This window comes from Flavobacterium gyeonganense (genome assembly GCF_029625295.1).
GTDB lineage: Bacteria > Bacteroidota > Bacteroidia > Flavobacteriales > Flavobacteriaceae > Flavobacterium > Flavobacterium gyeonganense.
This window is the reverse complement of the sequence record NZ_CP121112.1, coordinates 4,815,345-4,838,654: the sequence shown is the minus strand read 5'-3', so window position 1 is coordinate 4,838,654 and position 23,310 is coordinate 4,815,345. Positions and strand designations below refer to the sequence as shown.

The window sequence follows — 23,310 nt, the reverse complement described above, 5'->3', positions numbered from 1 at the left end:
AAAAGATATAATGATTTAAAATCTAAATTATGATAAAAAAACTTTTTCTTTTAACAATATGCTCTCTGCTTTCAAATTTTTTATTTTCACAAAAAAAGATTTTAGCTAAATATGCTCTTTCTCAAAAAATAAGTAGTGATTATGAATTAGTCTTCCTAAAATATAATAAAAACTATAATTTGTATTCAAACCCAAGAATATTACACAAAGGTAAATTAAAATTAGTTTCAGGTTTTGACGAAAGTAATTACAGTGGGGCAAAAATAAAGATATCAAAAAACAAAAAGTATTTTGTTTTAGATAATATTATCAAAGGTTATGCATATGTACAGAATGATAGTGTTCTGCATGAAAATTACAATTGTGTAATTATTGATATTAAAAAGTCAAAAATAGTTTATAGAATGCAATCTGATTGTGGAGGAAAATGGAATAAAAAAAATCAATGGGTTTACAAAAATGAAATTTTATTTTGAAAATTTCAATCCTCAAAAAGGGAGAAATAGATTTGCTGAAATATTATAACACACAAGTCAATGATCTTTTTTTCAAAAGTAGCGATAAACATTGTATTAAATTCTTTTTGCGAAAAAAATTGATACCCAGAAGTTCTAAGTGCAATCAAAGGTGTAAAACAAACCTATGGTATTTCAGGAACGATTAGTGCGGGTAAAAGTATATTTTGGAAAAGAACAAAAACAAGACTAACAAGTGAAATACCTATGAAAAAATGAGAAAAATAATTAATATTCTTTGCATTACTTGTTTATTGCTATTCCATTGTAGTTCCAAAATAAAAAAAATAATTCTAACTGTATAATTGCCTTTGTAAAAGATACATATATTGATGAGGGTAATTATTCATATAATAATCTTGGTGATAGCATTTATACTAAAGGAGAAGGAAAAATATCTGTGGAATTTATTGGTGTTTTTCCTCAAAAAAATGATACAGTTACTATATATAAATTAAATCAATATTCAAATGAAAAACCGGAAAAATTTTCTTTTTGGTCGAAAAAGAAAAACAATCAATCAATAACGTTTTTTTGTTCAATGGGTAATGATATAAAAGTTACTTTTAATAATAAAAATAGTATTATTGTGAACAATGATATTTATAAAGTAAACAAAGAATATTATATTTTTTTAAAACAGAAAATACTTGTTGAGAAATCAGTTTTAGATTTGACTTTTTTTCTAAAAGATGGGTATGGAGATTATGCGGAATCACTAGATCCGCTAAATAAGAATTGGAGGAATCAAAACGAAGATAAAAGATTTAAGATTATTAAAGCAAAAATAAAAAATAAAAATTATCAAACTGATGATCAATTTTTTAATTACAATTTCACTTATGAATATGATAAAAATGGGATTTTGAAAAATATTTCAGGAGAAAACCTCTTCAGTAAAATACATGTTAAAGAAAATAATAAACATGATGTATATATTATAAATAGGTCAATAAATGAAAGAGCTACCGAAAATGAGTATTTATATAAGAACAAAAGAAACTTATTTGATTCAATTATTGGTATTAGGGAAATATTTTCTAACGGAACGAAACATCATTATAAAAAATATCAATCCAAATTAAAGATTTCTGAGATAAATAGAAAACCAGTAAATATTGAGGAAATACTTAAAGTTTTAATTATAAATAAAAACGAATGAAAATAGTTTTTGTAAAAACAATTAAACTAACAATTTATCTACTAATATTCATATTGTTTAATGTAGACTCTTGTTTAAGTCAAGCAGGTAAAAATTCAGTGATAGAAATTCATTCTATGATTGATTCTGTTAAATGTAATAATGAAAAATATTATTTTGAATTTCCGGATATATTAAATAAAAATGAAATTAATTTTTTCAACAATTCTATAAGTGCTGATTATTTAAATTATTTAGACATAGAAAAAAAAGTATAAGACCAAATGATCTTATAAATATGGCCATTCTAATGCGTAAAAAAGAATGTAATGATAGCAATAATTACAGTGGATTCATAGGTTCAAATTATAAAGTCACTTTTAATAATTTTAAAATATTAAGTATTAATATGAACTATGAATCACTCGCAGGAAGCATAAATATTGATTCTTATTATTATAATTTTGATATTCCAAATAATAAAATATTACAATTCAATGATATTATTAAGGAAAGTAAAATACAAGAGTTGTTAAAAAAAATAAACTCCATATTGAGAGATAGATTAAATAGAGCATATAAAGAAAATAAAAACGAATTAAATAATTCGGATGTATATCAATCATTGACTCATTTAAAAAGTTTATTTAAAAAAGAAAATCTGGATACATTTTCTATTCATGAAAAAGGAATTGAATATATTTTTAATTATGGCTTTCCTAATGGTATGGTTGCAATTGAAAACAACATTTTTTTCGTACAATGATTTAAAAATGATTTTGAAAGATGAATTTAAGGAGAAAATAAATGTACGTTAACTGAATTTAGTTAGACTTCTCTGTTACTATTTATTTAATTGTTTCATGCCTAATGAATAACAAACTAAATCTGATTTTATAATATCATAACAGAAGGCGAAATAGAATACATCCGTATTGTACATGATAAAGGACAGGAATATTATAAATACGCGTAGTGCATTATAAAAAGAAGTTGCTCAAAACACTAAAAAGTATTAAATTGTAATGATTACCAGTTGATTACAATTATGAGCAACTTGAAAGCAAATTACGAATTAATTCTCTCCGCAAATATATGACCCAAGAGTAGGACCACTTATTATGGATAAAGAATCAGATCATTTTGTAATAAAAGATTCCCGATATATTTGTAACAAATACAGTTTAGTACCTATGAGTCTGATGCTTGAAAAGGCAATTGAAAATAAAGTGCCATTTTATAAAACTTTTGATGAAGCAAAAAAATGCAAAACATAAAGAGGAGTATGAATTTTCTTCAGAAAAAACATTGGTGGAATATTTAGAGGTAATGAAAAAAGTAATAAAAGAACAAAAAGGTGGCAGTTATCAATTAAGCGGTGATATGTTTGCTGCATTAAGAAATAAATATGCGCACCTTTCAGCTCATTATGGAGGATTAAAAAATGATTTTATAGATATAAAAACAGGAGATCATCACATACTAAGTAGTGTTGCTTTTGTCAATCAGCCTGTTAAATATAAGATTGAAGGAGATGCAGCAACTTATAAAAGAGAAGTATATGGCAACAAATAAAACATATCTGCTGCTTCTTTTTTTGTTTATTAGTTTCTTGCCAGCCGAAAGAAAAATTTGATTGGGAGATTGGTCTTTCCGCTCCAAAATATTATTCGAGTATTCCATCAGTAAGTTTTTATAATGATGGAAAAATAGTGCATCATGTTTCAACAGATTTTGGAATAGATCCTGGCTGGGGAGAAACTTCTGGTGGGTATGCTAGTGGTAGTGAACGTGATGAAGTACCGGATAGCTTAATTGTAAAATGGGACTGTGGTGTTGATATGATTGGTTACGAATTAAAAACAAAACTTCCGAGGCAAAAAATGTTGCAATTGTTTCAAAATCCTGTTACTAATATTGACGGTACAGTTCGTCCATACAGTTTAATAATTGTGGGGACCTCTCCTGGAGGTAACGTAACAGTTTGGATGAGAGCAGTAAGTGTATTAACAGAAATTGCAAAATTTAAAGCAAAAGAAATAAATAAGATTAAACCCAATGATAAAAGTAGGGTTACGCTGTGGACATCGACTGGTGAGGCTGCTAAAGAAAACCTTATTTATCTAAATCTGCATGGAATTCCTTACTCAGTTTGGGAAAAAGGCGAAAAAAAATATGCTTATGATATTGGTTTTGTAAGTGAAGATAATACTTCCAGAATCAACATACTAACTTTCTATACAAAATCAGGAATCACTTTTCAACCAGATACATTTTCAGGATCTCCTATAACAATTGACCAATCAAGTTGGGTATTAACAAATTATAGTAGTAACAATAATAAGGTCAAGGAAAATGTTCTTCCCGTAATGATGAAGGTAGAGATAGAGGATTTGAAAGACCCAACTTTATACCATTCAACATTTGTTGTTTTACCAAATAATTTTGAAGAGTTATATAAAGAGAAATATTTAGATCCCGATACTGGTAAAAAAGAGAATTTCAACAGAATTATTATAGGAATTAAATCAGATGAAAATTTTGGAATCATATGGTTAGAGGGAAAAAATAAAAGAATAAAAGTAATGGAATTCAAGAGTTTTCCATCTAAAATGAACGGGACAACATATGAAGCTGGCGGATATTCCCTTCCAAAAGGATTCAAGTTTCCTAAATGGGAAGGCAGGGAGAAACTGATAAAACCAGATGTTGAATTTTGGCAGGAGAAGTAATGGATATAAAAAGAAGATAATCTATAAACGAAGGCGAAATAAAATGCATTCGTATTGTACATGATAAGAGAAAGGAATATTTTAAATTTTCATTTTTTAGACAGGATAGTTTAATAACATGTTTTAATTACATTTAAACAGTTTAAAAATCTATTGTTTAATATGCTATATGACTTATTCATAAATTAAGGCATTTAATCTAAAAAATAAATACATGAAAATTAAAAAAATACACTCTGCTTTAATGATGATTATTTTGGCTTTAAGTAGCATTACGAATGTGAATGCACAAAAAGAAAATATCAAAAATGATGTTTTCTGGAATACAAAAGACGGACAGCCATTAAATAGTCAGGGTGGAGGTATTTTTAAATTTTCAAAACCAGTTAATGGTGTGCAAAAATATTATTGGTATGGTGTCCATTATGAGGAAGCTAATATTTACAGAAATGCTCCTTACATTACTTTGCCAAATGCCACTTTCAAATCGGTTCCGTGTTACAGTTCGGTTGATTTAGTGAATTGGACTTTTGAAGGAGATGTAGTAACCAAAGACGATGTGAATAAGTCCGGTAAAACCTGGGTTGGCCGTTTAGGAGTTGCTTATGTGAAAGAGCTGAATAAATATGCCATGTTTGTTCAGCATGATACTGAAGTATTGATCATGATTTCAGATTCTCCAACAGGGCAATTTACCTGGCATCAGAAAATAAATATGGAGAAAATGATCGGAACCACTAATACTGGCGATCAAACCGTATTTACTGACGAAGATACCGGAAAATCCTATTTAATTTATTCTTACGGAAAAGGTAGAAACAAAATTTATGTTTCAGAAATTGGTATTAAAGAAGGTAAAGTAAATCTTTTAGACTGTACGCAGATTTTTAAAGGGGAAAGTCGTGAAGGAAATTGCATGTTCAAGTATCAAAATAAATACTATATGTATGCATCTAATATTTATGGCTGGGATGCTTCGTTAGCCTATTATTTAGTTGCCGATGATATCAGAGGACCGTATCTGCCTAAAGACGAAATGCTGGTAACCAATGGTGCCTCAGATGATTTTGCACATGTTTCGCAAACTGGTTTTTTCTTTTCTGTAAAAGGAAGCAAACAGGAAACTATACTATATTGTGGCGATCGATGGGCTAATTTTGCAGGAAATGGCTTAGGGTACAATCAATGGTGCCCGATGTCATTTGATGGAAAAACACCTTATTTTAATTCACTTAACTCCTGGAATATTAATGCTAAAACAGGTGAGTGGAAGGTTGCTAAAGATAATGATTACGTTAAAAATGGCAGTTTCGAAGCCGATCGCAGGCATATTCCGAGTCCTGTAAAACCTGTTCAAAAAGAATTGACAGGATGGACGAATGAAGTCATTGAAGGAAATAAAATTAGCCTGGATACGCTGACTTCTCCGGTAATCAATTATTTTAATTCCGAAAATGACAAAAAGATTGTAATTGGTGAAAAAAGTTTAAACATTACCGACAAGATAAATTTTAAACGAAAAACTTTTCAAACCATTACTTCTTCACCTTACGTGAAATTAGAAGACGGATCGTACACACTTACTGCCAAAGTGAAGAATACAAAAGGTTTTAAAAATTTAGAAATGTATGCCTTAAGTAACGGTAACAGACTTCAATACGATTTTAAAGAAGAAAATGTATCATGGAAAACAATTTTGATAAAAAACATTCCGGTTAAGGCTGGTAAGGTTGAAATTGGTTTTCTGGCTGGTGGTACTGCAAATGCTTCCTGTCAGGTTGATGATGTTTCATTTGTTAGAGAATAATCTTTTGTATTCTATCCGTTTTCAACGGATTTTAATCCTTTGAATAATATGCAATATTGTCATTTCGACCGGAGGGAGAAATCGCACTAGAAATTCCATACAGAAACTCACAAAGCTTTGTCGAATCCCGCGTGGGATTTCTCCTTACGTCGAAATGACAAACTGTATCCATAAATGTTCTTATGGAAACAATTGTCCTGGCCCCGATAGAAGTGAAAATCCTTTTGTGGAGGGGTTCGCTATAAAAAATTACTTTACTTAACTTTTATTTTAATCGGGTTTTCAGTGAACTTCGTTTGCAACGGATAGCGGGAATTAGCCTCTTGAAAAATTATTGCAAAAAAAGAAATGGTGTCGTTTTAATCATTAAATTCACTAAACTTTGATAAAATACTATTAATTCCGGTTGTCCAAAAAGGGTATATTTATAAACTTTACACAACTATCAAATTAACCGGAATTATTTATGAAATCTATTGCTATTAATCGATTTTTTCTCAGTATTATTTTTTTAACATCACTGTATACTTCAGCGCAAAAGCAGGCTGAACGAGATTTAATTTTAATTGATAAAGACTGGCGTTTTTCATTTGGACATTTATATGATACCCAGAAAGATTTTAATCACGCAACAGGATATTTTTCCTATTTAACCAAAACCGGATATGGAGACGGACCGGCTGCTCAAAATTTTGACGACCGTGCGTGGCGAAAATTAGATCTTCCACACGATTGGGCGGTTGAGCAGTCGTTTAGTGAAAAAGGCAGTTTCAGCCACGGATTTAAAACTGCCGGAAAAGGTTTTCCTGAAAAAAGCATCGGTTGGTACCGAAAAAAAATCAATATCCCTGAAAGCGATAAAGGCCGAATAATCTCTTTAAAATTTGATGGAGTTTTTAGAAATTCGAAAGTATTTTTTAACGGATATTACTTGGGAACCGAAGAAAGCGGCTATAATGGATTTGAATATGATGTTACCGCTTATGTGAATTATGGTGGCGAAAACACAATTGTGGTACGAGCAGATGCTTCGATGGAAGAAGGCTGGTTTTATGAAGGAGCCGGAATTTACCGTCATGTGTACCTAAAAAAGACAAACCCGATTCATGTAATTGCAAATGGAACTTATGTAACCTCCGAAATAAAAGAAAACAATGCTGAAGTTACCACTGAAGTTTTTGTTGAAAATAAAGGGAATTATAAAGGTCAAATTGAAATTCTCCAAAGTGTTTTAGATGCATCCGGAAAACAAATTGCAAACATTTCCCAAAATGTTATTGCTCCGGATTTTTATAAAACGTCCAATTACAGTTCGAAATTACAAGTCAATAATCCATTATTATGGGATATTGAAAACCCGAATTTATATCGTTTAATAACTGAAATTAAGCAGGAAGGAAAATTAATTGACCGTTATGAAACTTCTTTCGGAATCCGTACAATTAAGTTTGATGCTGAGAAAGGTTTTTTCCTTAACGGAAAACCGGTAAAACTAAAAGGTACAAACAATCATCAGGATCATGCCGGAATTGGAACAGCTTTGCCAGATGAACTACAATATTACCGAATCAAAAAACTGAAAGAAATGGGGGCAAATGCTTACCGCTGCTCGCATCATCCGCCAACTCCTGAACTGCTTGACGCCTGTGATAAACTCGGAATGCTCGTTATTGACGAAACCCGTCTCATGGGAATTAACAATTATCACCTAAATAATTTAAAACTAATGATAGAGCGCGACCGCAATCATCCAAGTATTTTTTGCTGGTCAGTTGGAAATGAAGAGTGGAATATTGAAGGCGGAATCGTGGGCGAACGTATTACCAATATTATGCAGGGTTTTACAAAAAGTATTGATCCGACAAGACCAGTAACAGTGGGGATAAGCAGTGGTTTTAAAAGCGGAATTTCTTCTGTAGTCGAAATTATGGGCTATAATTATATGGGGAACGGAGATATTGATACACACCGAAATCAATTCAGACAACAGCCCGGAATGGGCACGGAAGAAGGTTCTACGTTTGCAACCCGCGGTATTTATTTTGATGATGAAACAAAACACTATAAAAGCGCTTACGACAAAAAACCACGCCTAACATTTTACAGTATCGAAGAAGGCTGGAAATTTTATGCTGAAAGACCTTATTTAGCCGGAATGTTTATCTGGACCGGTTTTGATTATCGTGGAGAACCTACACCTTATGGCTGGCCATCTGTTACCTCTTATTTTGGAATGATGGATGTTTGCGGTTTCCCGAAAGACAATGTGTTTTATCTCAAATCATGGTGGGGAAAAGAACCTGTTTTGCACATTATGCCACACTGGAACTGGAGTGGAATGGAAGGTAAAGAAATAGATGTCTGGATACATTCGAATTGTGAGGAAGTTGAACTTTTTCTGAACAAAAAGAGCCTTGGTAAAAAGAAAATGGAGCAAAATAGCCATTTAGAATGGAAAGTAAAATATGCTCCAGGGACTCTTGAAGCAATTGGTTATAAAAATGGCAAAAAAGTACTTTCTGAAGTTCAAAAAACTACAGAGCTCGCTCAAAATATAAAACTTACTGTTGATAAAGAGAATCACCCTAATGCAAATATCGTAGTCGTAACTGTTGAAACTACAGATAAAAAAGGATTGTATGTACCGACTTCCAATCATGAAATTACATTTTCTGTAAAAGGGGGAAAAATTTTAGGCGTTGGAAACGGCAATCCGACTTCTTTAGAAAAAGACCAATTCATTGATGCTGTGGAGCTTGTCTCCATTACTAATTTTGAAGAAAAGAAGTTAGCCTCAACAAATACTACAAACCAAATTCCTTCTGATGATAACAACTGGAAAGAAGCTTTTAAAGATCGAGATTATAAAAATCAGGCTCCGGCGTACGTGTATCGTGGTAAATTTGAATTAAACAACAATTCAGGCACAAATTCAGTTAATTTCTTTTACAAAAAAATAGGTACTGATGCAGTTGTCTTTGTAAACGGAAATAAAATTGTTCCAAATACAGAAGATGTTCAGAAGTATATTTTGAATGCTAATGTTTTAAAACAAGGCACAAATACCATTCAGATTATTGCACCGCCTTTGCAGAAAGTAAAAGAATGGGATGTAATGAATACCGATCCTGGAGTTATTCAGGTAATTACTCCGGCAGAAGCATGGAAAAGAAAGCTTTTTAACGGATACGCTCAGATTATAATCCAAAAAGACGAAAATAATGCTGAAGTAGTTTTATCGGCTACAGCCAATGGTTTAAATACAGGAACTTTAGTTTTGAAAAAATAATTTCAGGTTTCAAATTTCACGTTATTATACGCAAACTTTGAAACCTGAAACAATAAACTTAATTTATCCTTTGGATAGCATAAGTTGACTGACTTTTGTCACCTGACAAAAATTTGCCTAATTTAGAGCTAATAACATACACATTACCGTCTGTAGCCAAAGCAGCAGTTGTTGGAAATTCATCTTTTCCGATATTTGTTTCATTTATCTTGGCTGCACTGGACCAATTGTCTGTACTTTTAAACGTGTGAGTTTTACCTAAGCCTAAACCATTTTCGACAATAACTAAATTATTGTTTTTGTCTAGTTCTATTCCGTCGGGAGCGCTAAATGCTGTTCCTGTTACTTCTGTAATTTTTTCAGGATCTGAAAGTGCTATTTTAAGCAATTTAGAAGTATCCGTTTTAACTGCCAGTAAATAGCCGTCGGGATGAAAAACAATTCCATTTAAACCGAATTCATTTGGTTTTGGCTGAAATAAAGTATTTTTACTAAATACAGAGGCATTATAATTAATGTCAAGCTTATAGATAATTGGAGAAAATGAATCGGTAATGTAAATGTTTCCATTATTATCAACCGCAATATCATTTGGGCAGGAACCCGTATTCGGAGTAAAATTTTTCAAATCAACTTCTTTGATTAATTCACCCGAAGTAAGATTAAAAATACTAACTGTAGCAACTGATCCGGCACTTCCTTCCGTACTTTTTTGTGAAATTCCTAAATCGGCATTGGATACTATTAATCGGTTACGAATTTCATCAGTGTAAACTCCTGTGGGCAAAACCAGTTTACTGCTTGTAGCAAAAACAGATAGTTCACCTTTGAGATTCATTGCATAAACAGCTCCTTTTTGCAGGGAGCTAAATAAAAATCTTTGGTTTTTGGAATCGTAATCAATTCCTTCAGGATACAGCCCTGGATCTGTAATGGTGTATTTACTTTTTAAGGAAACAGAAGCTTCTCCTGATTTTTTTTCGCTGTCGCAAGCCATAAAAAGAAGCGAAAAAGCTGTAATCAAAATGGTAGTTTTCATTTTTATTAATTTAAATTATTTGTCGGTATTGACTATGCAAAACTGGGACAGAATAAGAAAAATAAAAATGAACTGGTTTAGGAAATAAGGTTGAACCAGTTTAACCTTTTGAGGTTTTGCCGTTGCGTATTTTGCTTAAGTATTCGGTACTGAAACCAAGATAAGATGCCAATGCATATTGAGGAACACGCTTAGCAATCGCAGCATATTTACTCATAAATTCATCATAACGTTCTTCAGCAGTTTTAGTTAAATTAGATAAAAGTCTTTTTTGATGAAAAGCTAACGATCGCTGCGTAATAATGCGTTCGAATTTTTCAAGTTTTGGAATTTCCTTTAAAAATTGCTGTTCGTCTTGGTATTCGATCTGAATTAGAACTGAATCTTCAAGAGCTTCTACAAATAATGTGGCTGGTTCCTGATAAATTAAACTGCTGTAATCAGAAATCCACCAGTCTTCGATTGCAAATGAAAGTGTATGTTCTTTTCCATCGTTATCAACCAGGTAACCTCTGAATGCCCCCTTAACAACATAACTCTTATGTCTGCAAACAAAACCGGGCTGTACAATAAATTGTCTCTTTTTGACTTTGTTAATCTTCATAAAAGAACTCAGATGATTTTTTTCATCATCAGTCAAATCAACATATCTTGAGATATAATCTATAACAGGCAGTAAATCCTTCATAAAACAAAGATAAAGTGTAATTTTTAATTCCAATAAAAAACAAATTCCAATTTAGCAAAAACAAAATTGAAATTGATATTGATTTTTGAAATTGACTTTTGTGAAATTTTTATTTGATTTTCATAACTTTGAAAAATGAAAGATGAAATAGAATCTCAGGCAGCAGAATTGAGTATAAATGATTTAAAACTCAAAGGTTTTAAAGTATATAAAATAAATGGGGATGTAAGTAAAATTCCGAGCTACAATCGACGCGACTATTACAAAATCTGCATTAATACCAGTAAAAGCATTATTCATTATGCAGACAGGGGAATAGAAACAGACGGAACTATTTTGTTTTTTGGTAATCCTGTTATTCCCTATTCATGGGAAATTTTTTCTCCTGATTATCATGGATACGCCTGCGTTTTTACAGAAGATTTTTTAAAGGCAAAAGACCGTTCTGAAAGTCTTCATGAGTCTCCTTTGTTTAAAATAGGAGGTAGCCCAATCTTTTCATTATCTGCAAAGCAAAAAGTATTTATAGATTCGCTTTTTGTAAAAATGATTGAAGAACAGGAAACTGATTATGTATTTAAAGATGATTTGATTCGCAATTATATCAATCTCATATTGCATGAATCAATGAAAATGCAGCCTTCGGAGAATTTTTTCAAATATAAAAATGCTTCTTCGAGAATAACATCATTGTTTTTAGAACTCTTAGAAAGACAGTTTCCGGTTGAAACAAAAGATCAGCCGCTTGCCTTAAAAACACCCCAGGATTATGCTCAAAGCCTTTCAATACATGTAAATCACCTAAATCGTTCTGTAAAAGAAATTACCGGAAAATCGACAACAGCCCATATTACAGAAAGAGTTATCGGAGAAGCAAAAGCTTTACTGCAGCATACAGACTGGAGTATTGCAGATATTGGCTATTCACTTGGATTTGAATACCCAAGCTATTTTAATAATTATTTTAAAAGGCTAACAGGCAAGATTCCAAAATCTTTAAGAGTGTAAATTGTTTCAAATTCATAATTTTTTGTTTGAATATTGTTATTTTTAAAAAGCATATTTAATCTAATTTTGTTTTGAAATTAAAGTAGCAATCACATATCAGTTATAACAGATCTAAAACAATACTTCATAAAGCAATTTCTGGCTTTCTTAAATTTAGTTTCTGATTCTGATACCGTTGGTCTAATGTAGTTTCAAATAAAGTTAATCCCGAAAATAACTAAATTTTTATGTCAACAAATTATTCAGCCGTTATCGAAGAAGGAAAAGTCCCTAGTGCATATATGACGGGCGACGTTTCCTATAAGAAGCAAATCAGTGATATTCATCCTGAAAATACTGTTATTAAAGAAGTTACTTTTGAACCTTGTGCAAGAAGTAACTGGCATAGTAATGCAAGTCTACACATGCTTATTGCAAAAGAAGGTATTGGATATTATCAGGAAAGAGGAAATGCAGTTCGCATGCTTGTTAAAGATGAAGTAGTTACAATTCTGCCTGGAGTGGAACATTGGTACGGAGCCACTCCATTTGAAAAATTCTCTTACGTTGCTATTATAACAGAAATCGACAAAGGACACGGAATCTGGTTAGAAAAAGTAACTGATGGAGAATATTATCTTTTGAGTCACTAACTTTTATAAGAGATATCACTAAGTTTGCATAAGACTGAAACTTAAAATATAAACAATGAAATATTAATGTATATCTTCTGAAAAGTTAAGGGAAGGAGATGAAAATCATTAAAAGCTGCATTCATTATTTTGTGAATGCAGCTTTTTTCTTTTCTAAATTATTCAATTAAATATTTTTAAATGTAATGAAATAATTTGAGTCTTCTTAGTTTGATGTAAAACAAGAAATAGCAATATTATTATAAAAATAAGTAAGAATTTTAATATTTATTTTGTTATTAAAACAAAAATATTATCTTTGATATAGTGTTAAGTTGTTGTTTTGTAGTGTTTTATGGGTATATTGGTTATTGGAACTATTTTATTCATCTTGGATTGATTATTTTAATTTGTCTTATAGAAAGCAAGAAATGTTAAAAATAAATTAGTTATTATGATAGATATACTACTTTCACTATTCTTTTTCGTAGCTATTATCTTTGGTTTTGCAACTTCGCTATTAATTCTTTTTTCAAAAAAAAAATATTCTAAAAGCTTTTTTTGGGATTATTTTTGTTAAGTCTGACTGTTGCAAGTATATATAATTTTTATTTATCAGTACTTTCTTTTAAAAATTTACCAAGTTTATTTACTATTACAAAGTCTTTTATTTTTCTGGTAGCACCTTCTGCTTTTCTATATATAAGAAGTATTTTATTTACAGATATCTTATTTAAAAAATATGACTGGTTACATTTTATGCCATTTTTGCTTTATTTCAGTTTAACCATTTTTATATGGCTTAGAAATTATTTTAATTTGGAAATAATCAGTTTTCTATATAGTAAAATAGAAAGTCCTTTTTCAATAATTAGCTTGACAATTTGGTTGTTGTATGCTTTTTGCCAAACTATGATGATCTTAAATTATGATTTAAAAAAAAATGAAGGGAATCAGTTTTTAAAAACTAATTTAGGATGGATAAGAATCTACAATTTGGTGATATTATTTTTATTTTCAACGCTTTTTGTACATTACTTTTTAGTTAATAATATCGGAATGACAGATTTTTCATCTTGTATCTTAATGTCTTCTGTTCTTATTTTTACTGTAGGCTGTCTTTATTTTAAACCACAAATGTTTTATGATTCAGACATGTCATTTGAAAAAAATAATGTAATGAATGATAATTGTCAACTTATAAAAACTGTCGAAAATAAAGATAATCTGCCGTTGGTAAAAGAAATGGCTCACGAAAAAAAAGAAGAATATCTGATAAAACTCAACAATGTGTTGTCAGGAAAAAAGCTTTTTTTAAAAAAAGATTTTGTAATTCGTGATTTGTCGGACGAAACAGGCATCTCGGTACATCATCTTTCTAGTTTGATTAATTCAGAATTTCATGTTCATTTTCAGGATTTTATAAATCTTAAAAGGATTGAATATTTTAATGAAAAAATTAATGATCCCGAATGGAAAGATCTATCTCTGGAAGGGATGGCTTGGGGGTCAGGTTTTAAGTCAAGAACTACTTGTTTCAGGGCTTTTATAAAGCACACTGGAAAATCGCCATCTGAATATTTTAAAATAATTAAACAAAAAAAGGAAGATAAAGCAGATTTTGTTATTCAAAATAATTAAAAAAAGTAGATTTTAACTTAAAAATAAAAACGAAGATATTATTGATTAATAAAAAAATGTTGTTTTCTGCTAGTTATGCCTGATCCTTAGATTCATTTGTATCAGTTTCTATTTTTTTAATTTCAACCTTTTCTTTTTTAATGGTTTGTCTCAGCAGTGCAAAAAAACTCATATATAGATTCGCTACAAAGACAAGTGAGAATCCCGCAATAATATAGCCCCTCCAGTCTGGTAATAAAAGCCTGAAGTTGCAAAGAGCTATAAAAAATAATGTAATGTAGTGGCTAAAACAATACTCGCAGGTGAAGAGATAGAAAAACTTTCTTTTAAAAAGTTTTTTATCGCTTTGAGAACGATTCACACACCACTCTCTGGGTTCGCGAAATACTTCTTCGTGAGTAACTGTCCAACTAACACATGCAATAGGAATAGCCAATATCAAAAGCCAGAAGATTTGTGATGATGTATCCATTCATTCTTAGTTTAAGTAAAAATAAATTTAAGAATGAATAGGATTTACTGTATTATATAATTTACTGGCTTGGTTATATAATTTCTGTATCATTTTCTAAAAAATCACGAAACCAAATTCCAGATTGTTTAATAGTTCTCTTTTGAGTTTCAAAATCAACGTAGATTAATCCAAACCTTGCATTATAACCTTCAGCCCATTCAAAATTATCAGTAAGACTCCACACAAAATATCCGTCAACTTTACAGCCTTCCTTCTTTGCTTTAAGTAATTGCTCTAAATGATCTTGTATATAATGTGTTCGTTTAATATCATATACTTTTCCATTTACAACTGTATCAGGGAATGCGGCTCCATTTTCTGTAATTATAATTTTTTTTATTCCATCATATAAATTAAATTTTTGCAGGATATGATAGAGTGCTGCAGGGTAAATTTCCCAGCCCATTTCGGTCGATATTACATTTCTTTTCTCAGCGCTTACTAATTCGGCTCCAATGTATGGTGTCAATAATGAAGATTTTACAATTTCACGTGTATAACATTGAAGACCAATAAAATCAAAGTCAAAAGCTAAATGATTGAGATCATCACCCTGAATATAATTATTAATTTTTTTAAGAACCGGAAGATCATCCTGTGGATATCCAAGTCCTAAAATTGGCTCTATGAAAGTTCTGTTTAATAATGTATCAACTCGCTTTGCAGCCTGAATATCTGCAGATTTATCTGAAAATGGTTCAATATGAGTACATGAAAACGTAGTACCAATATTAGCATCAGAAATATATTGCCTGAGTTTTTTTGCACCGGCAACGGTTGCTAATGTTACGTGATGTATAGCTTTCAAATAATTGGTTATACCTTTTTTTCCCGGAGCATGGATACCAAGGAAATACCCTGCACCTGTAAAAACAGAAGGTTCATTGATGACCATCCAGTTTTTTACCCTGTCTCCAAAATGCTTCGCACATACTTCGGTATAATCAGAAAACCATAATGCACATTCTCTGTTAGTCCATCCGCCTTTTACTTCAAGTGCATGTGGTAAATCCCAGTGATACAGGGTTACCCAGGGTTCAATTCCGCATTCAAGTAAAAAATCAATTACTTTATTGTAATAATCAATTCCTGATTGATTTACCGGATGAAGACCAGTAGGCATGATTCGCGACCAACTAATAGAAAATCTGAAGTTAGGGATATTTAATTCTCTGATTAAATGAATATCATCTTTATAACAATTATAAAAATCACACGCATTAATGGCATGATGCCCATTTTTGATTTTACCTTTTTGGCTGGTAAAAACATCCCAGATTGATGGGCCTTTTCCATCTTTATCATGAGCACCTTCTATTTGAAAAGCGGCAGTAGAAACACCCCACAAAAAATCCTGACCAAATTGGTCTTTATTTAAAAATGACTTCTCTAATTTATTCATTCAAATGTATTTTCTTTTATTTTGAAAATTAATGAATAAATGATGAATGCATAGCTCTTAGAAAAAGCCATTCTTTAATGGAAACCAAAAATTTTAAGCTAAAGAATTTCATACTATTTGTTTTATTCAAAATAAAAAAACAAATATAAATAGATCATAACTTAAATGTTATCAAATAGTTAATTAGCTTAAGATGTGTAAAGTTATTTTAGCTGCTAATTTTATTTCTTATAAGCTTTTTAGTTTTTTCATGAAAACAGGAAATACTTCATTCATTTCATCAAAAAGAGGATTATTTCTGTGTTTTAGTTTTATTTCCCCAAATAATTTTAAACCCAATGCAAATTGTGTTGCTTCAGACTCGCTTTCAAATAAATTTTTAGCATTCATTTTTTCAATAATGCTAAAAATTTCGTCGTGGTTTTCAAATTCAATTCCAAGTTCTTTTGCGGGCGCTGTTTTGCCATTCGCATATTCTTTTAAGCTTAATGTGAGATAATATTTATTTGATCTTTTTTCCATTATTATTTTTTATTTTAACCATCTGTCTACAATGGTTTTAAACGCTTCTTTGTATTGTTCACCAACAGTAATTTCAGTTTTTCCAATAAAAATGGAGTTTTTACTTATGCTGTTTATTTTGTCAAGTGGAACAATAAACGAACGATGGATCCTCATAAACTTTGCAGAGGGCAGTTTTTCTTCCAAAGCTTTTAAAGAGATAAGAGATAGTACGGTTTTATCAGAATCAAGAAGATGAACCTTTACATAGTCTTTTAAACTTTCAATATACAACACATCTTTTAAAGAAATCCTTACCCATTGATATTCAACTTTTAAAAAGAAAAAATCATCGTCAGTTGCAATGTGCTGGTAGTGATTTGAAGATTCCTCAGTTATTTGCAGGACTTTGTTGGAAGCACGCAAAAACTCTTCGTAACTAAAAGGTTTTAAAAGATAATCGACTGCATTTACTTTATAGCCTTCAATTGCATAATGATTATAGGCAGTTGTGAAAATTATTTTCGGAATCGGTGGTGACTGTTCCTGTAAAAGTCTTGCCAGTTCCATTCCGGTTAGGTTAGGCATGTTTATATCCAAAAAAATAATATCCGGTTGCTTTTCTCGAATTAAACTTAGAGCTTCAACAGCATTGTCACAGCTGCAGCTTAATTGTAAAAAAGGGGTTTGCTCAATAAAAGTTTCGACCAGTTTTAAGGCCAATGGTTCATCATCTACCGCTATGCAATTTAGTACTGTCATTGTTCTAAAGTTATCTGTAGTTCAACTTCATATTTCCCGTCTTTATTGACACCGCAATTTATAGCGTGTTTATGTGGATAAATAAGTTGTAGTCTTCGTTTTGTATTCGCTAAACCAATTCCACCAGGTTCAGTATTAAATGTTTTTTCGAAAAAAGTATTAAATACTTCAAATGTCAGATTGGTATCATTTTGTTTTAATGTTATGATAATTTCGCTTTTTTCAGTTGCATGTATCCCATGTTTAAAAGCATTTTCTACTAAAGGTAATAATAACATTGGTACGATGGGGTAGTCGTTGAGTTTTTCTGGTATTTCTGTAATAATATTTAATTTTTTGTTGGCACGGAGTTTCATTAATGCTATAAAATCCTTAAGAAATTCCACTTCTTTAAGCAATGTAGTTCTTTCACCTTCCGTGCTGTAAAGCAAATAGCGCATCATTCGGCTCAAGGTGTGCAATGCATTTCTTGAATCTTCAATATTTGAATAAGTGAGTGAATAAATACTGTTTAAGGAATTAAAGAAAAAATGCGGATTTATTTGTGCCTTCAGCATTGCAAGTTCTGCCATAGTTTTATCCTGTTCCAACTTTTGTTTATGCTGAGCCGCTTTTTGCCAGTATTGCAGCATTGCCCAACTGGTACTAATTCCCAATACAAGCAGGGTAAGCATAAAAACGTAGTTATCAAAATAAGGATTTCTGTATTTTGTGAAACCTAAAACCCGGCTCACTTTTGTATGTACATCTGTTTGAGAAGAATACAAATAAGCGATAAGCTGCATAACGAAAATTGTGAGGAAGGCCCAGGCCAAATAGGGAGATGTATTATTTTTGATAATGGTTTTCGGAACTATAACTTTCGCATTAGAATAAAATAAAAAAATCAACAGAATCAGGATAATAATCTGCCAGAGCCAAAATTCGGGGGGAAGAATAACTTTCCATGTAAGCGGAATGTAAAATAGCATAATAAATCCCAAAAGTAACCAGCCGAGGATGTGCAATCCTGCAAATAAATAGGGTCTGAAAAAATTTGGTGCCATTAAAATTATGATTTATTATAGCAATATTACATTTAATATACATACTATTTTTAAGGAATCGCTCAACAGAGTGTTACAATCCTTAAAAAGCAGTTTAGAGTCGATGAGAAAAATTTAAACACTTGTTTAACTCTTTGAAAAAATCCATCGGGTGTGAGCTTATCTCTATCGATTGTACACAGGTCTTCGTCTATTGAAAAATTTTCGTACCTTTTATTTTATTTAATTTTACCAGTCTATAATCGATAATTTCACATTTATTACAATGAACAAGCAATCATTTTTAAGCATTCTCATAGCATCAGTAGTTATCGCATCATGCGGTAAAAAAGATGATAAGTCAGCTCAGGGAGGAGGAGCGCCGCAAGTTAAAGAATATAAAACCCTGACTTTGCAGCCAGAGTCAGCAACATTATATACAGATTTCCCGGCCAGTATTCAGGGACAACAAAATATTGAAATCCGACCAAGAGTTGAAGGTTACATTGATAAAATATTTGTAGATGAAGGTGCTGTTGTCAAAGCAGGCCAGGCTTTATTTAAAATTAGTGCACCGGAATATGAACAGCAGGTCCGTACGGCTTCTGCAAGTGTAAAAAGTGCCCAGGCAGAAGTAAGTACAGCAAAATTGGCCGTAAATAAGGTAAAGCCTTTAGTTGAAAAAGGAATTATCAGTAAATATGAACTTGAATCTGCACAATATAACTATGAGTCTGCAATGGCCAGTTTAGCTCAGGCAAATGCAGCTTTGGTTAATGCCAAAGTTAATTTAGGATATACAACCGTTACAAGTCCGGTGAGTGGTGTTGTAGGTTCAATACCTTTTCGTTTAGGAAGCCTCGTAAGTTCAGCAACAGCCGAGCCAATGACAACGGTTTCAAGCATAGGGAATGTATATGCTTATTTTGCTTTGAATGAAAAAATTCTTTTGAACTTTACCCAAGAGGATTCAGGAGCTCCATTAGCACAAAAAATCAAAAAAATGCCTGAAGTTTCTTTAGTGCTTTCTGATGGCACTACTTATGACGAAAAAGGAAGAATTGAAACCGTAAACGGATTAATTAATACCGAAACAGGTACAGTAAATATAAGAGCACGTTTTCCAAATCCAAAAGGGATTATCAGAAGCGGAAGCAGTACGACAGTGCGAATTCCAAATGTTGTTAAAGAAGGAATAATTGTTCCTCAGAGTGCTACATTCGAACTTCAGGATAAGATTTTTGCTGTTACTGTGGGAAAAGACAGAAAAACGAAAAACGTGAATATTACCAAACTTGAAAATACAGCCGGTAATTATTATGTAATAACAAGCGGTTTAAAACCTGGCGATCAGATTGTGTTAGAAGGAGTTGCCTCACTTAAAGAAGGAACTGAGATTAAAGCGAATAATGTGAGTGCAGAAACGGTTTATGCCGACTTAAAATAAAAGAAGATGTTTAAAATATTTATACAAAGACCGGTACTTTCGACCGTAATATCGGTTATTATTGTCATTTTGGGGATTTTAGGTCTTGTGGAGCTGCCTATTTCTCAATATCCGGATATTGCCCCTCCTACAGTAAACGTATCGGCAAGTTATACAGGAGCTAATGCTGATGTGGTTTTGAAAAGTATTGTTATTCCGTTAGAAGAACAAATCAACGGTGTAGAAAACATGACCTATATGACCTCTACAGCAACCAATGACGGAAATGCTTCTATCAAAATATATTTCAAAGTAGGAACAAATCCTGATTTAGCAGCGGTAAACGTTCAGAACAGGGTTTCAAGAGCAACAAGTTTATTACCCGTAGAGGTAACTCAGGCAGGTGTAACAGTTACGAAAAGTCAAAGTAGTAATTTGTTGATTTTTTCGTTGTATAGTGACGATAAAACATATGATCAGACCTTTCTTCAAAATTATGCAAAGATTAATCTTGTTCCGCAAATCCAGCGTGTAGTTGGAGTGGGGGATGTAACGGTTTTTGGTGCCAAAGATTACTCGATGAGAATCTGGCTGAAACCGGATATCATGCAGCAATACAAACTGATTCCAAGTGATATTTCGGCAGCTTTGGCAGAACAGAATATTGAAGCCGCACCGGGTAAATTTGGTGAAAATGGTGATCAGGCTTTTCAGTATGTAATCAAATATAAAGGTCGTCTGACCAGTCCAAAAGAGTTTGAAGATATTGTGATCAAATCTGTTGGGAATGGGCAAATGCTTCGATTGAAAGATGTTGCCAAAGTTGAATTAGGATCTTTAAGTTATGCTTCAACGATTAAAACAAACGGAGTAGAATCTGCAGCGATGGCAATCAGCCAGACTCCGGGATCAAACGCCCGTGACGTAATCAATAATTCCAAAAAACTGATTGAAGAAGCCGCAAAAAGCTTCCCGAAAGGAGTAAAATATACACTTTTGGTGGACGTCAATGAAAATCTGGATGCTTCTATCGAAAAAGTAATCCACACCTTGATTGAAGCTTTTATTCTGGTTTTTATCGTAGTATTTATTTTCCTTCAGGATTTTAGATCTACGCTAATTCCAGCAATTGCGGTTCCGGTGGCGATTGTGGGAACGTTTTTCTTCCTGAGTCTTTTTGGATTTACGATTAATTTATTAACACTTTTTGCGATGGTGCTGGCTATTGGTATTGTGGTCGATGATGCGATTGTAGTTGTCGAGGCCGTGCATGCTAAACTCGACCATGGTTATAAATCGGCTAAAAAAGCTACGATTGATGCAATGGATGAAATTTCAGGAGCCATTATTTCGATTACACTTGTAATGGCTGCTGTATTTATTCCAGTTACATTTATCACAGGTTCTACCGGAGTTTTTTATAAACAATTTGGTATTACATTAGCAGTTGCCATTATTCTTTCTGCAGTAAATGCTTTGACTTTAAGTCCTGCTTTATGTGCATTATTATTAAAGCCTCATGCAGATGATCATAAGCATAAAAGTTATTTACAAAGATTTTACACTGCTTTTAATGTCGCGTTTGATAATGTAACTGGCAGATACAAACGTTCAGTTCAGTTTCTTTCTGTAAAAAAATGGATTGTTCTGGCCTCTATTCTTATAGCCGGTGCAGGGTTATTTTATATGATGAAAACAACTCCGTCAGCTTTCGTTCCTGCAGAAGATCAGGGGACAGTTTTTGCGAATATCAGTTTACCGCCATCAGCATCTATGGAGCGTTCTGATAAAATTGCCAAACAAGTTGACAGTATTGCCAATACAATTCCGGGGGTCAAAAATACGCTTCGTATTGTTGGGCAAAACTTTACAGCTGGAGCGGGTAGTGCCTACAGTATGGTCATTGTAAAACTGGAAACATGGGACAAACGTGATTTAAGTGTTAATGATGTAATAGGACAGCTCTTTGCCAAAACAAGCGGGATTCGTGAAGCCAATATTTTCTTTATTTCACCCCCAACCATTCAGGGATTTGGACAAAGTGGCGGATTCGAGTTTCAGTTGCAGGACAAAGGAGGTCATACCACAGCCGAATTCTTTAAAGTAAATACCGATTTTTTAGAAAAATTGTCAAAACGTCCAGAAATCCAATATGCAACAACCCCTTTTAATCCGGGTTTTCCTCAGTATATGATGGATATTAATCTTGCAAAAGCCAAAGATGCGGGAGTTTCTGTAAATTCAATTTTGTCTACGATGCAAGGCTATTATGGTGGATTGTATGCTTCGAATTTTAATAAGTTTGGAAAACAATACCGTGTCATGATACAGGCTTCGCCGGAGTTTAGGACGAATACTCAAGGATTAAATAAAATTTTTGTCCGAAACAGTTCAGGCAACATGGCGCCAATTACCGAATTTGTAAAAATGACCAGAGTTTTCGGACCAGAATCTATTTCTAGATTTAATTTGTTCACGTCAATTTCGATTACAGGTGCACCAAATCCAGGATTTAGTTCCGGAGATGCAATTAAGGCTATTCAGGAAGTAGCTGCAGAGAATCTTCCGGCAGGTTATGGTTACGAATTTTCAGGATTAACGCGTGAGGAATTAGCTTCAGGAAGTGAAACCATTTTTATCTTTATTTTATGTCTTGTTTTTGTTTACTTTTTATTGAGTGCACAGTACGAAAGTTATATTCTTCCATTTGCAGTTTTATTCTCTATTCCTTTTGGACTGGCAGGAGCGTATTTGTTTTCGATTATATTCAAACTGAACAGTAACATTTACCTGCAGATTTCCTTAATCATGCTAATCGGACTTTTAGCAAAGAACGGTATTTTGATTGTCGAATTTGCTTTAGACAGAAGGAGAAAAGGATTACCGATTGTTCAGGCGGCAATTGAAGGTGCTGTAGCACGTTTGCGTCCAATTTTGATGACTTCATTTGCATTTATCCTCGGACTTGTTCCGTTGATGTTTGCTTCAGGTGCAGGTGCAGTCGGGAATAAATCAATTGGTACCGGAGCTGTTGGCGGAATGTTAATCGGAACTATTTTAGGAGTATTTGTTATTCCGGTTTTGTTTATCATCTTCCAGACTTTACAGGAAAAAATCAGCGGACCGGCAAAAGATGGTTATGATGATGAAGACGATGAAGACGAAATTCATTTACTGGAAGCGCACAAAGAATAATTTAATTAAGAAGA

At 32.3% G+C, this 23,310-nt stretch carries 20 protein-coding genes; 13 read left to right on the top strand and 7 right to left on the bottom strand.

The genetic code is table 11. From position 1 onward, the window contains the following. Nucleotides 1-29 precede the first annotated feature (29 nt). The 8 genes from P5P89_RS20580 to galA all read left to right on the top strand — a co-directional run bounded on the left by P5P89_RS20580 (nucleotide 30) and on the right by galA (nucleotide 9,484). Nucleotides 30-476 carry a hypothetical protein gene (locus tag P5P89_RS20580; RefSeq protein WP_223678490.1) on the top strand — a complete coding sequence of 149 codons (447 nt, stop codon included), beginning with the start codon at nucleotides 30-32 and terminating at the stop codon, nucleotides 474-476. Between the two features lie 439 nt (nucleotides 477-915). Next, on the top strand, nucleotides 916-1,677 hold the full coding sequence (locus tag P5P89_RS20575) for a hypothetical protein (RefSeq protein WP_278010010.1): 762 nt from the start codon (nucleotides 916-918) through the stop codon (nucleotides 1,675-1,677). Beyond that, nucleotides 1,674-1,934, top strand: coding sequence for a hypothetical protein (locus P5P89_RS20570; protein WP_278010009.1), 261 nt, complete (start codon nucleotides 1,674-1,676; stop codon nucleotides 1,932-1,934). The genes P5P89_RS20575 and P5P89_RS20570 overlap by 4 nt, the downstream gene beginning before the upstream one ends. 32 nt (nucleotides 1,935-1,966) lie before the next feature. Continuing rightward, nucleotides 1,967-2,422 (top strand): hypothetical protein, encoded by a 456-nt coding sequence (locus tag P5P89_RS20565; RefSeq protein WP_278010008.1) that lies wholly within the window; start codon nucleotides 1,967-1,969, stop codon nucleotides 2,420-2,422. Between the two features lie 485 nt (nucleotides 2,423-2,907). Then, a complete protein-coding gene (locus P5P89_RS20560) occupies nucleotides 2,908-3,231 on the top strand; it encodes a hypothetical protein (RefSeq protein ID WP_278010007.1) in 324 nt (107 codons plus the stop codon). Continuing rightward, nucleotides 3,216-4,388 (top strand): DUF2931 family protein, encoded by a 1,173-nt coding sequence (locus P5P89_RS20555; RefSeq protein WP_340696553.1) that lies wholly within the window; start codon nucleotides 3,216-3,218, stop codon nucleotides 4,386-4,388. The genes P5P89_RS20560 and P5P89_RS20555 overlap by 16 nt, the downstream gene beginning before the upstream one ends. Before the next feature lie 214 nt (nucleotides 4,389-4,602). Then, complete coding sequence (locus P5P89_RS20550) at nucleotides 4,603-6,195, top strand: family 43 glycosylhydrolase (RefSeq protein WP_278010006.1); 1,593 nt, start codon at nucleotides 4,603-4,605, stop codon at nucleotides 6,193-6,195. A 466-nt stretch (nucleotides 6,196-6,661) separates the two neighbouring features. Then, nucleotides 6,662-9,484 carry a beta-galactosidase GalA gene (gene galA, locus P5P89_RS20545; protein WP_278010005.1) on the top strand — a complete coding sequence of 941 codons (2,823 nt, stop codon included), beginning with the start codon at nucleotides 6,662-6,664 and terminating at the stop codon, nucleotides 9,482-9,484. 58 nt (nucleotides 9,485-9,542) lie between these two features. Here the strand turns inward: galA and P5P89_RS20540 are convergent, their stop codons facing one another. Both P5P89_RS20540 and P5P89_RS20535 read right to left on the bottom strand, forming a co-directional pair. After that, nucleotides 9,543-10,523, bottom strand: coding sequence for an SMP-30/gluconolactonase/LRE family protein (locus P5P89_RS20540; RefSeq protein WP_278010004.1), 981 nt, complete (start codon nucleotides 10,521-10,523; stop codon nucleotides 9,543-9,545). A 100-nt stretch (nucleotides 10,524-10,623) separates the two neighbouring features. Further along, nucleotides 10,624-11,211 (bottom strand): Crp/Fnr family transcriptional regulator, encoded by a 588-nt coding sequence (locus tag P5P89_RS20535; protein ID WP_269236268.1) that lies wholly within the window; start codon nucleotides 11,209-11,211, stop codon nucleotides 10,624-10,626. Between the two features lie 135 nt (nucleotides 11,212-11,346). Here P5P89_RS20535 and P5P89_RS20530 point away from each other — a divergent pair, with 135 nt between their 5' ends. The 3 genes from P5P89_RS20530 to P5P89_RS20520 all read left to right on the top strand — a co-directional run bounded on the left by P5P89_RS20530 (nucleotide 11,347) and on the right by P5P89_RS20520 (nucleotide 14,471). Continuing rightward, nucleotides 11,347-12,219, top strand: coding sequence for a helix-turn-helix domain-containing protein (locus tag P5P89_RS20530; protein WP_278010003.1), 873 nt, complete (start codon nucleotides 11,347-11,349; stop codon nucleotides 12,217-12,219). A 227-nt stretch (nucleotides 12,220-12,446) separates the two neighbouring features. After that, nucleotides 12,447-12,851, top strand: a complete 405-nt coding sequence (locus tag P5P89_RS20525) for a cupin domain-containing protein (protein WP_278010002.1) — start codon at nucleotides 12,447-12,449, stop codon at nucleotides 12,849-12,851. Between the two features lie 891 nt (nucleotides 12,852-13,742). After that, on the top strand, nucleotides 13,743-14,471 hold the full coding sequence (locus P5P89_RS20520; protein WP_278010001.1) for a helix-turn-helix domain-containing protein: 729 nt from the start codon (nucleotides 13,743-13,745) through the stop codon (nucleotides 14,469-14,471). 73 nt (nucleotides 14,472-14,544) lie between these two features. Here the strand turns inward: P5P89_RS20520 and P5P89_RS20515 are convergent, their stop codons facing one another. From P5P89_RS20515 to P5P89_RS20495, 5 genes are all read right to left on the bottom strand, one after another. Further along, nucleotides 14,545-14,943 carry an MFS transporter gene (locus P5P89_RS20515; protein ID WP_223678468.1) on the bottom strand — a complete coding sequence of 133 codons (399 nt, stop codon included), beginning with the start codon at nucleotides 14,941-14,943 and terminating at the stop codon, nucleotides 14,545-14,547. Between the two features lie 73 nt (nucleotides 14,944-15,016). Continuing rightward, nucleotides 15,017-16,387: a GH1 family beta-glucosidase gene (locus P5P89_RS20510; RefSeq protein ID WP_278010000.1), complete on the bottom strand. Its 1,371-nt coding sequence runs from the start codon at nucleotides 16,385-16,387 to the stop codon at nucleotides 15,017-15,019. Nucleotides 16,388-16,615: 228 nt separating this feature from the next. Continuing rightward, the gene (locus P5P89_RS20505) at nucleotides 16,616-16,909 is read right to left on the bottom strand and encodes a DUF3861 domain-containing protein (protein WP_278009999.1); all 294 of its coding nucleotides are present in this window, start codon (nucleotides 16,907-16,909) and stop codon (nucleotides 16,616-16,618) included. A gap of 9 nt (nucleotides 16,910-16,918) precedes the next feature. Continuing rightward, nucleotides 16,919-17,650 (bottom strand): LytR/AlgR family response regulator transcription factor, encoded by a 732-nt coding sequence (locus P5P89_RS20500; RefSeq protein ID WP_278009998.1) that lies wholly within the window; start codon nucleotides 17,648-17,650, stop codon nucleotides 16,919-16,921. Further along, on the bottom strand, nucleotides 17,647-18,696 hold the full coding sequence (locus P5P89_RS20495) for a sensor histidine kinase (RefSeq protein ID WP_278009997.1): 1,050 nt from the start codon (nucleotides 18,694-18,696) through the stop codon (nucleotides 17,647-17,649). Before P5P89_RS20495 ends, P5P89_RS20500 begins: the two co-directional genes overlap by 4 nt. A 265-nt stretch (nucleotides 18,697-18,961) precedes the next feature. Between P5P89_RS20495 and P5P89_RS20490 the strand changes: the two genes are divergently transcribed. Continuing rightward, a complete protein-coding gene (locus tag P5P89_RS20490) occupies nucleotides 18,962-20,122 on the top strand; it encodes an efflux RND transporter periplasmic adaptor subunit (RefSeq protein ID WP_278009996.1) in 1,161 nt (386 codons plus the stop codon). A gap of 6 nt (nucleotides 20,123-20,128) precedes the next feature. Beyond that, on the top strand, nucleotides 20,129-23,296 hold the full coding sequence (locus P5P89_RS20485) for an efflux RND transporter permease subunit (RefSeq protein ID WP_278009995.1): 3,168 nt from the start codon (nucleotides 20,129-20,131) through the stop codon (nucleotides 23,294-23,296). Nucleotides 23,297-23,310: the final 14 nt, after the last annotated feature.

Bases quoted from the DNA above. Each gene is read 5' to 3' on its own strand.
- P5P89_RS20580 (WP_223678490.1), top strand. From the start codon at position 30: ATGATAAAAAAACTTTTTCTTTTAACAATATGCTCTCTGCTTTCAAAT.
- P5P89_RS20570 (WP_278010009.1), top strand. From the start codon at position 1,674: ATGAAAATAGTTTTTGTAAAAACAATTAAACTAACAATTTATCTACTA.
- P5P89_RS20565 (WP_278010008.1), top strand. From the start codon at position 1,967: ATGCGTAAAAAAGAATGTAATGATAGCAATAATTACAGTGGATTCATA.
- P5P89_RS20560 (WP_278010007.1), top strand. From the start codon at position 2,908: ATGAAGCAAAAAAATGCAAAACATAAAGAGGAGTATGAATTTTCTTCA.
- P5P89_RS20550 (WP_278010006.1), top strand. From the start codon at position 4,603: ATGAAAATTAAAAAAATACACTCTGCTTTAATGATGATTATTTTGGCT.
- galA (WP_278010005.1), top strand. From the start codon at position 6,662: ATGAAATCTATTGCTATTAATCGATTTTTTCTCAGTATTATTTTTTTA.
- P5P89_RS20540 (WP_278010004.1), bottom strand. From the start codon at position 10,523: ATGAAAACTACCATTTTGATTACAGCTTTTTCGCTTCTTTTTATGGCT.
- P5P89_RS20535 (WP_269236268.1), bottom strand. From the start codon at position 11,211: ATGAAGGATTTACTGCCTGTTATAGATTATATCTCAAGATATGTTGAT.
- P5P89_RS20530 (WP_278010003.1), top strand. From the start codon at position 11,347: ATGAAAGATGAAATAGAATCTCAGGCAGCAGAATTGAGTATAAATGAT.
- P5P89_RS20525 (WP_278010002.1), top strand. From the start codon at position 12,447: ATGTCAACAAATTATTCAGCCGTTATCGAAGAAGGAAAAGTCCCTAGT.
- P5P89_RS20520 (WP_278010001.1), top strand. From the start codon at position 13,743: ATGATGATCTTAAATTATGATTTAAAAAAAAATGAAGGGAATCAGTTT.
- P5P89_RS20515 (WP_223678468.1), bottom strand. From the start codon at position 14,943: ATGGATACATCATCACAAATCTTCTGGCTTTTGATATTGGCTATTCCT.
- P5P89_RS20510 (WP_278010000.1), bottom strand. From the start codon at position 16,387: ATGAATAAATTAGAGAAGTCATTTTTAAATAAAGACCAATTTGGTCAG.
- P5P89_RS20505 (WP_278009999.1), bottom strand. From the start codon at position 16,909: ATGGAAAAAAGATCAAATAAATATTATCTCACATTAAGCTTAAAAGAA.
- P5P89_RS20500 (WP_278009998.1), bottom strand. From the start codon at position 17,650: ATGACAGTACTAAATTGCATAGCGGTAGATGATGAACCATTGGCCTTA.
- P5P89_RS20495 (WP_278009997.1), bottom strand. From the start codon at position 18,696: ATGGCACCAAATTTTTTCAGACCCTATTTATTTGCAGGATTGCACATC.
- P5P89_RS20490 (WP_278009996.1), top strand. From the start codon at position 18,962: ATGAACAAGCAATCATTTTTAAGCATTCTCATAGCATCAGTAGTTATC.
- P5P89_RS20485 (WP_278009995.1), top strand. From the start codon at position 20,129: ATGTTTAAAATATTTATACAAAGACCGGTACTTTCGACCGTAATATCG.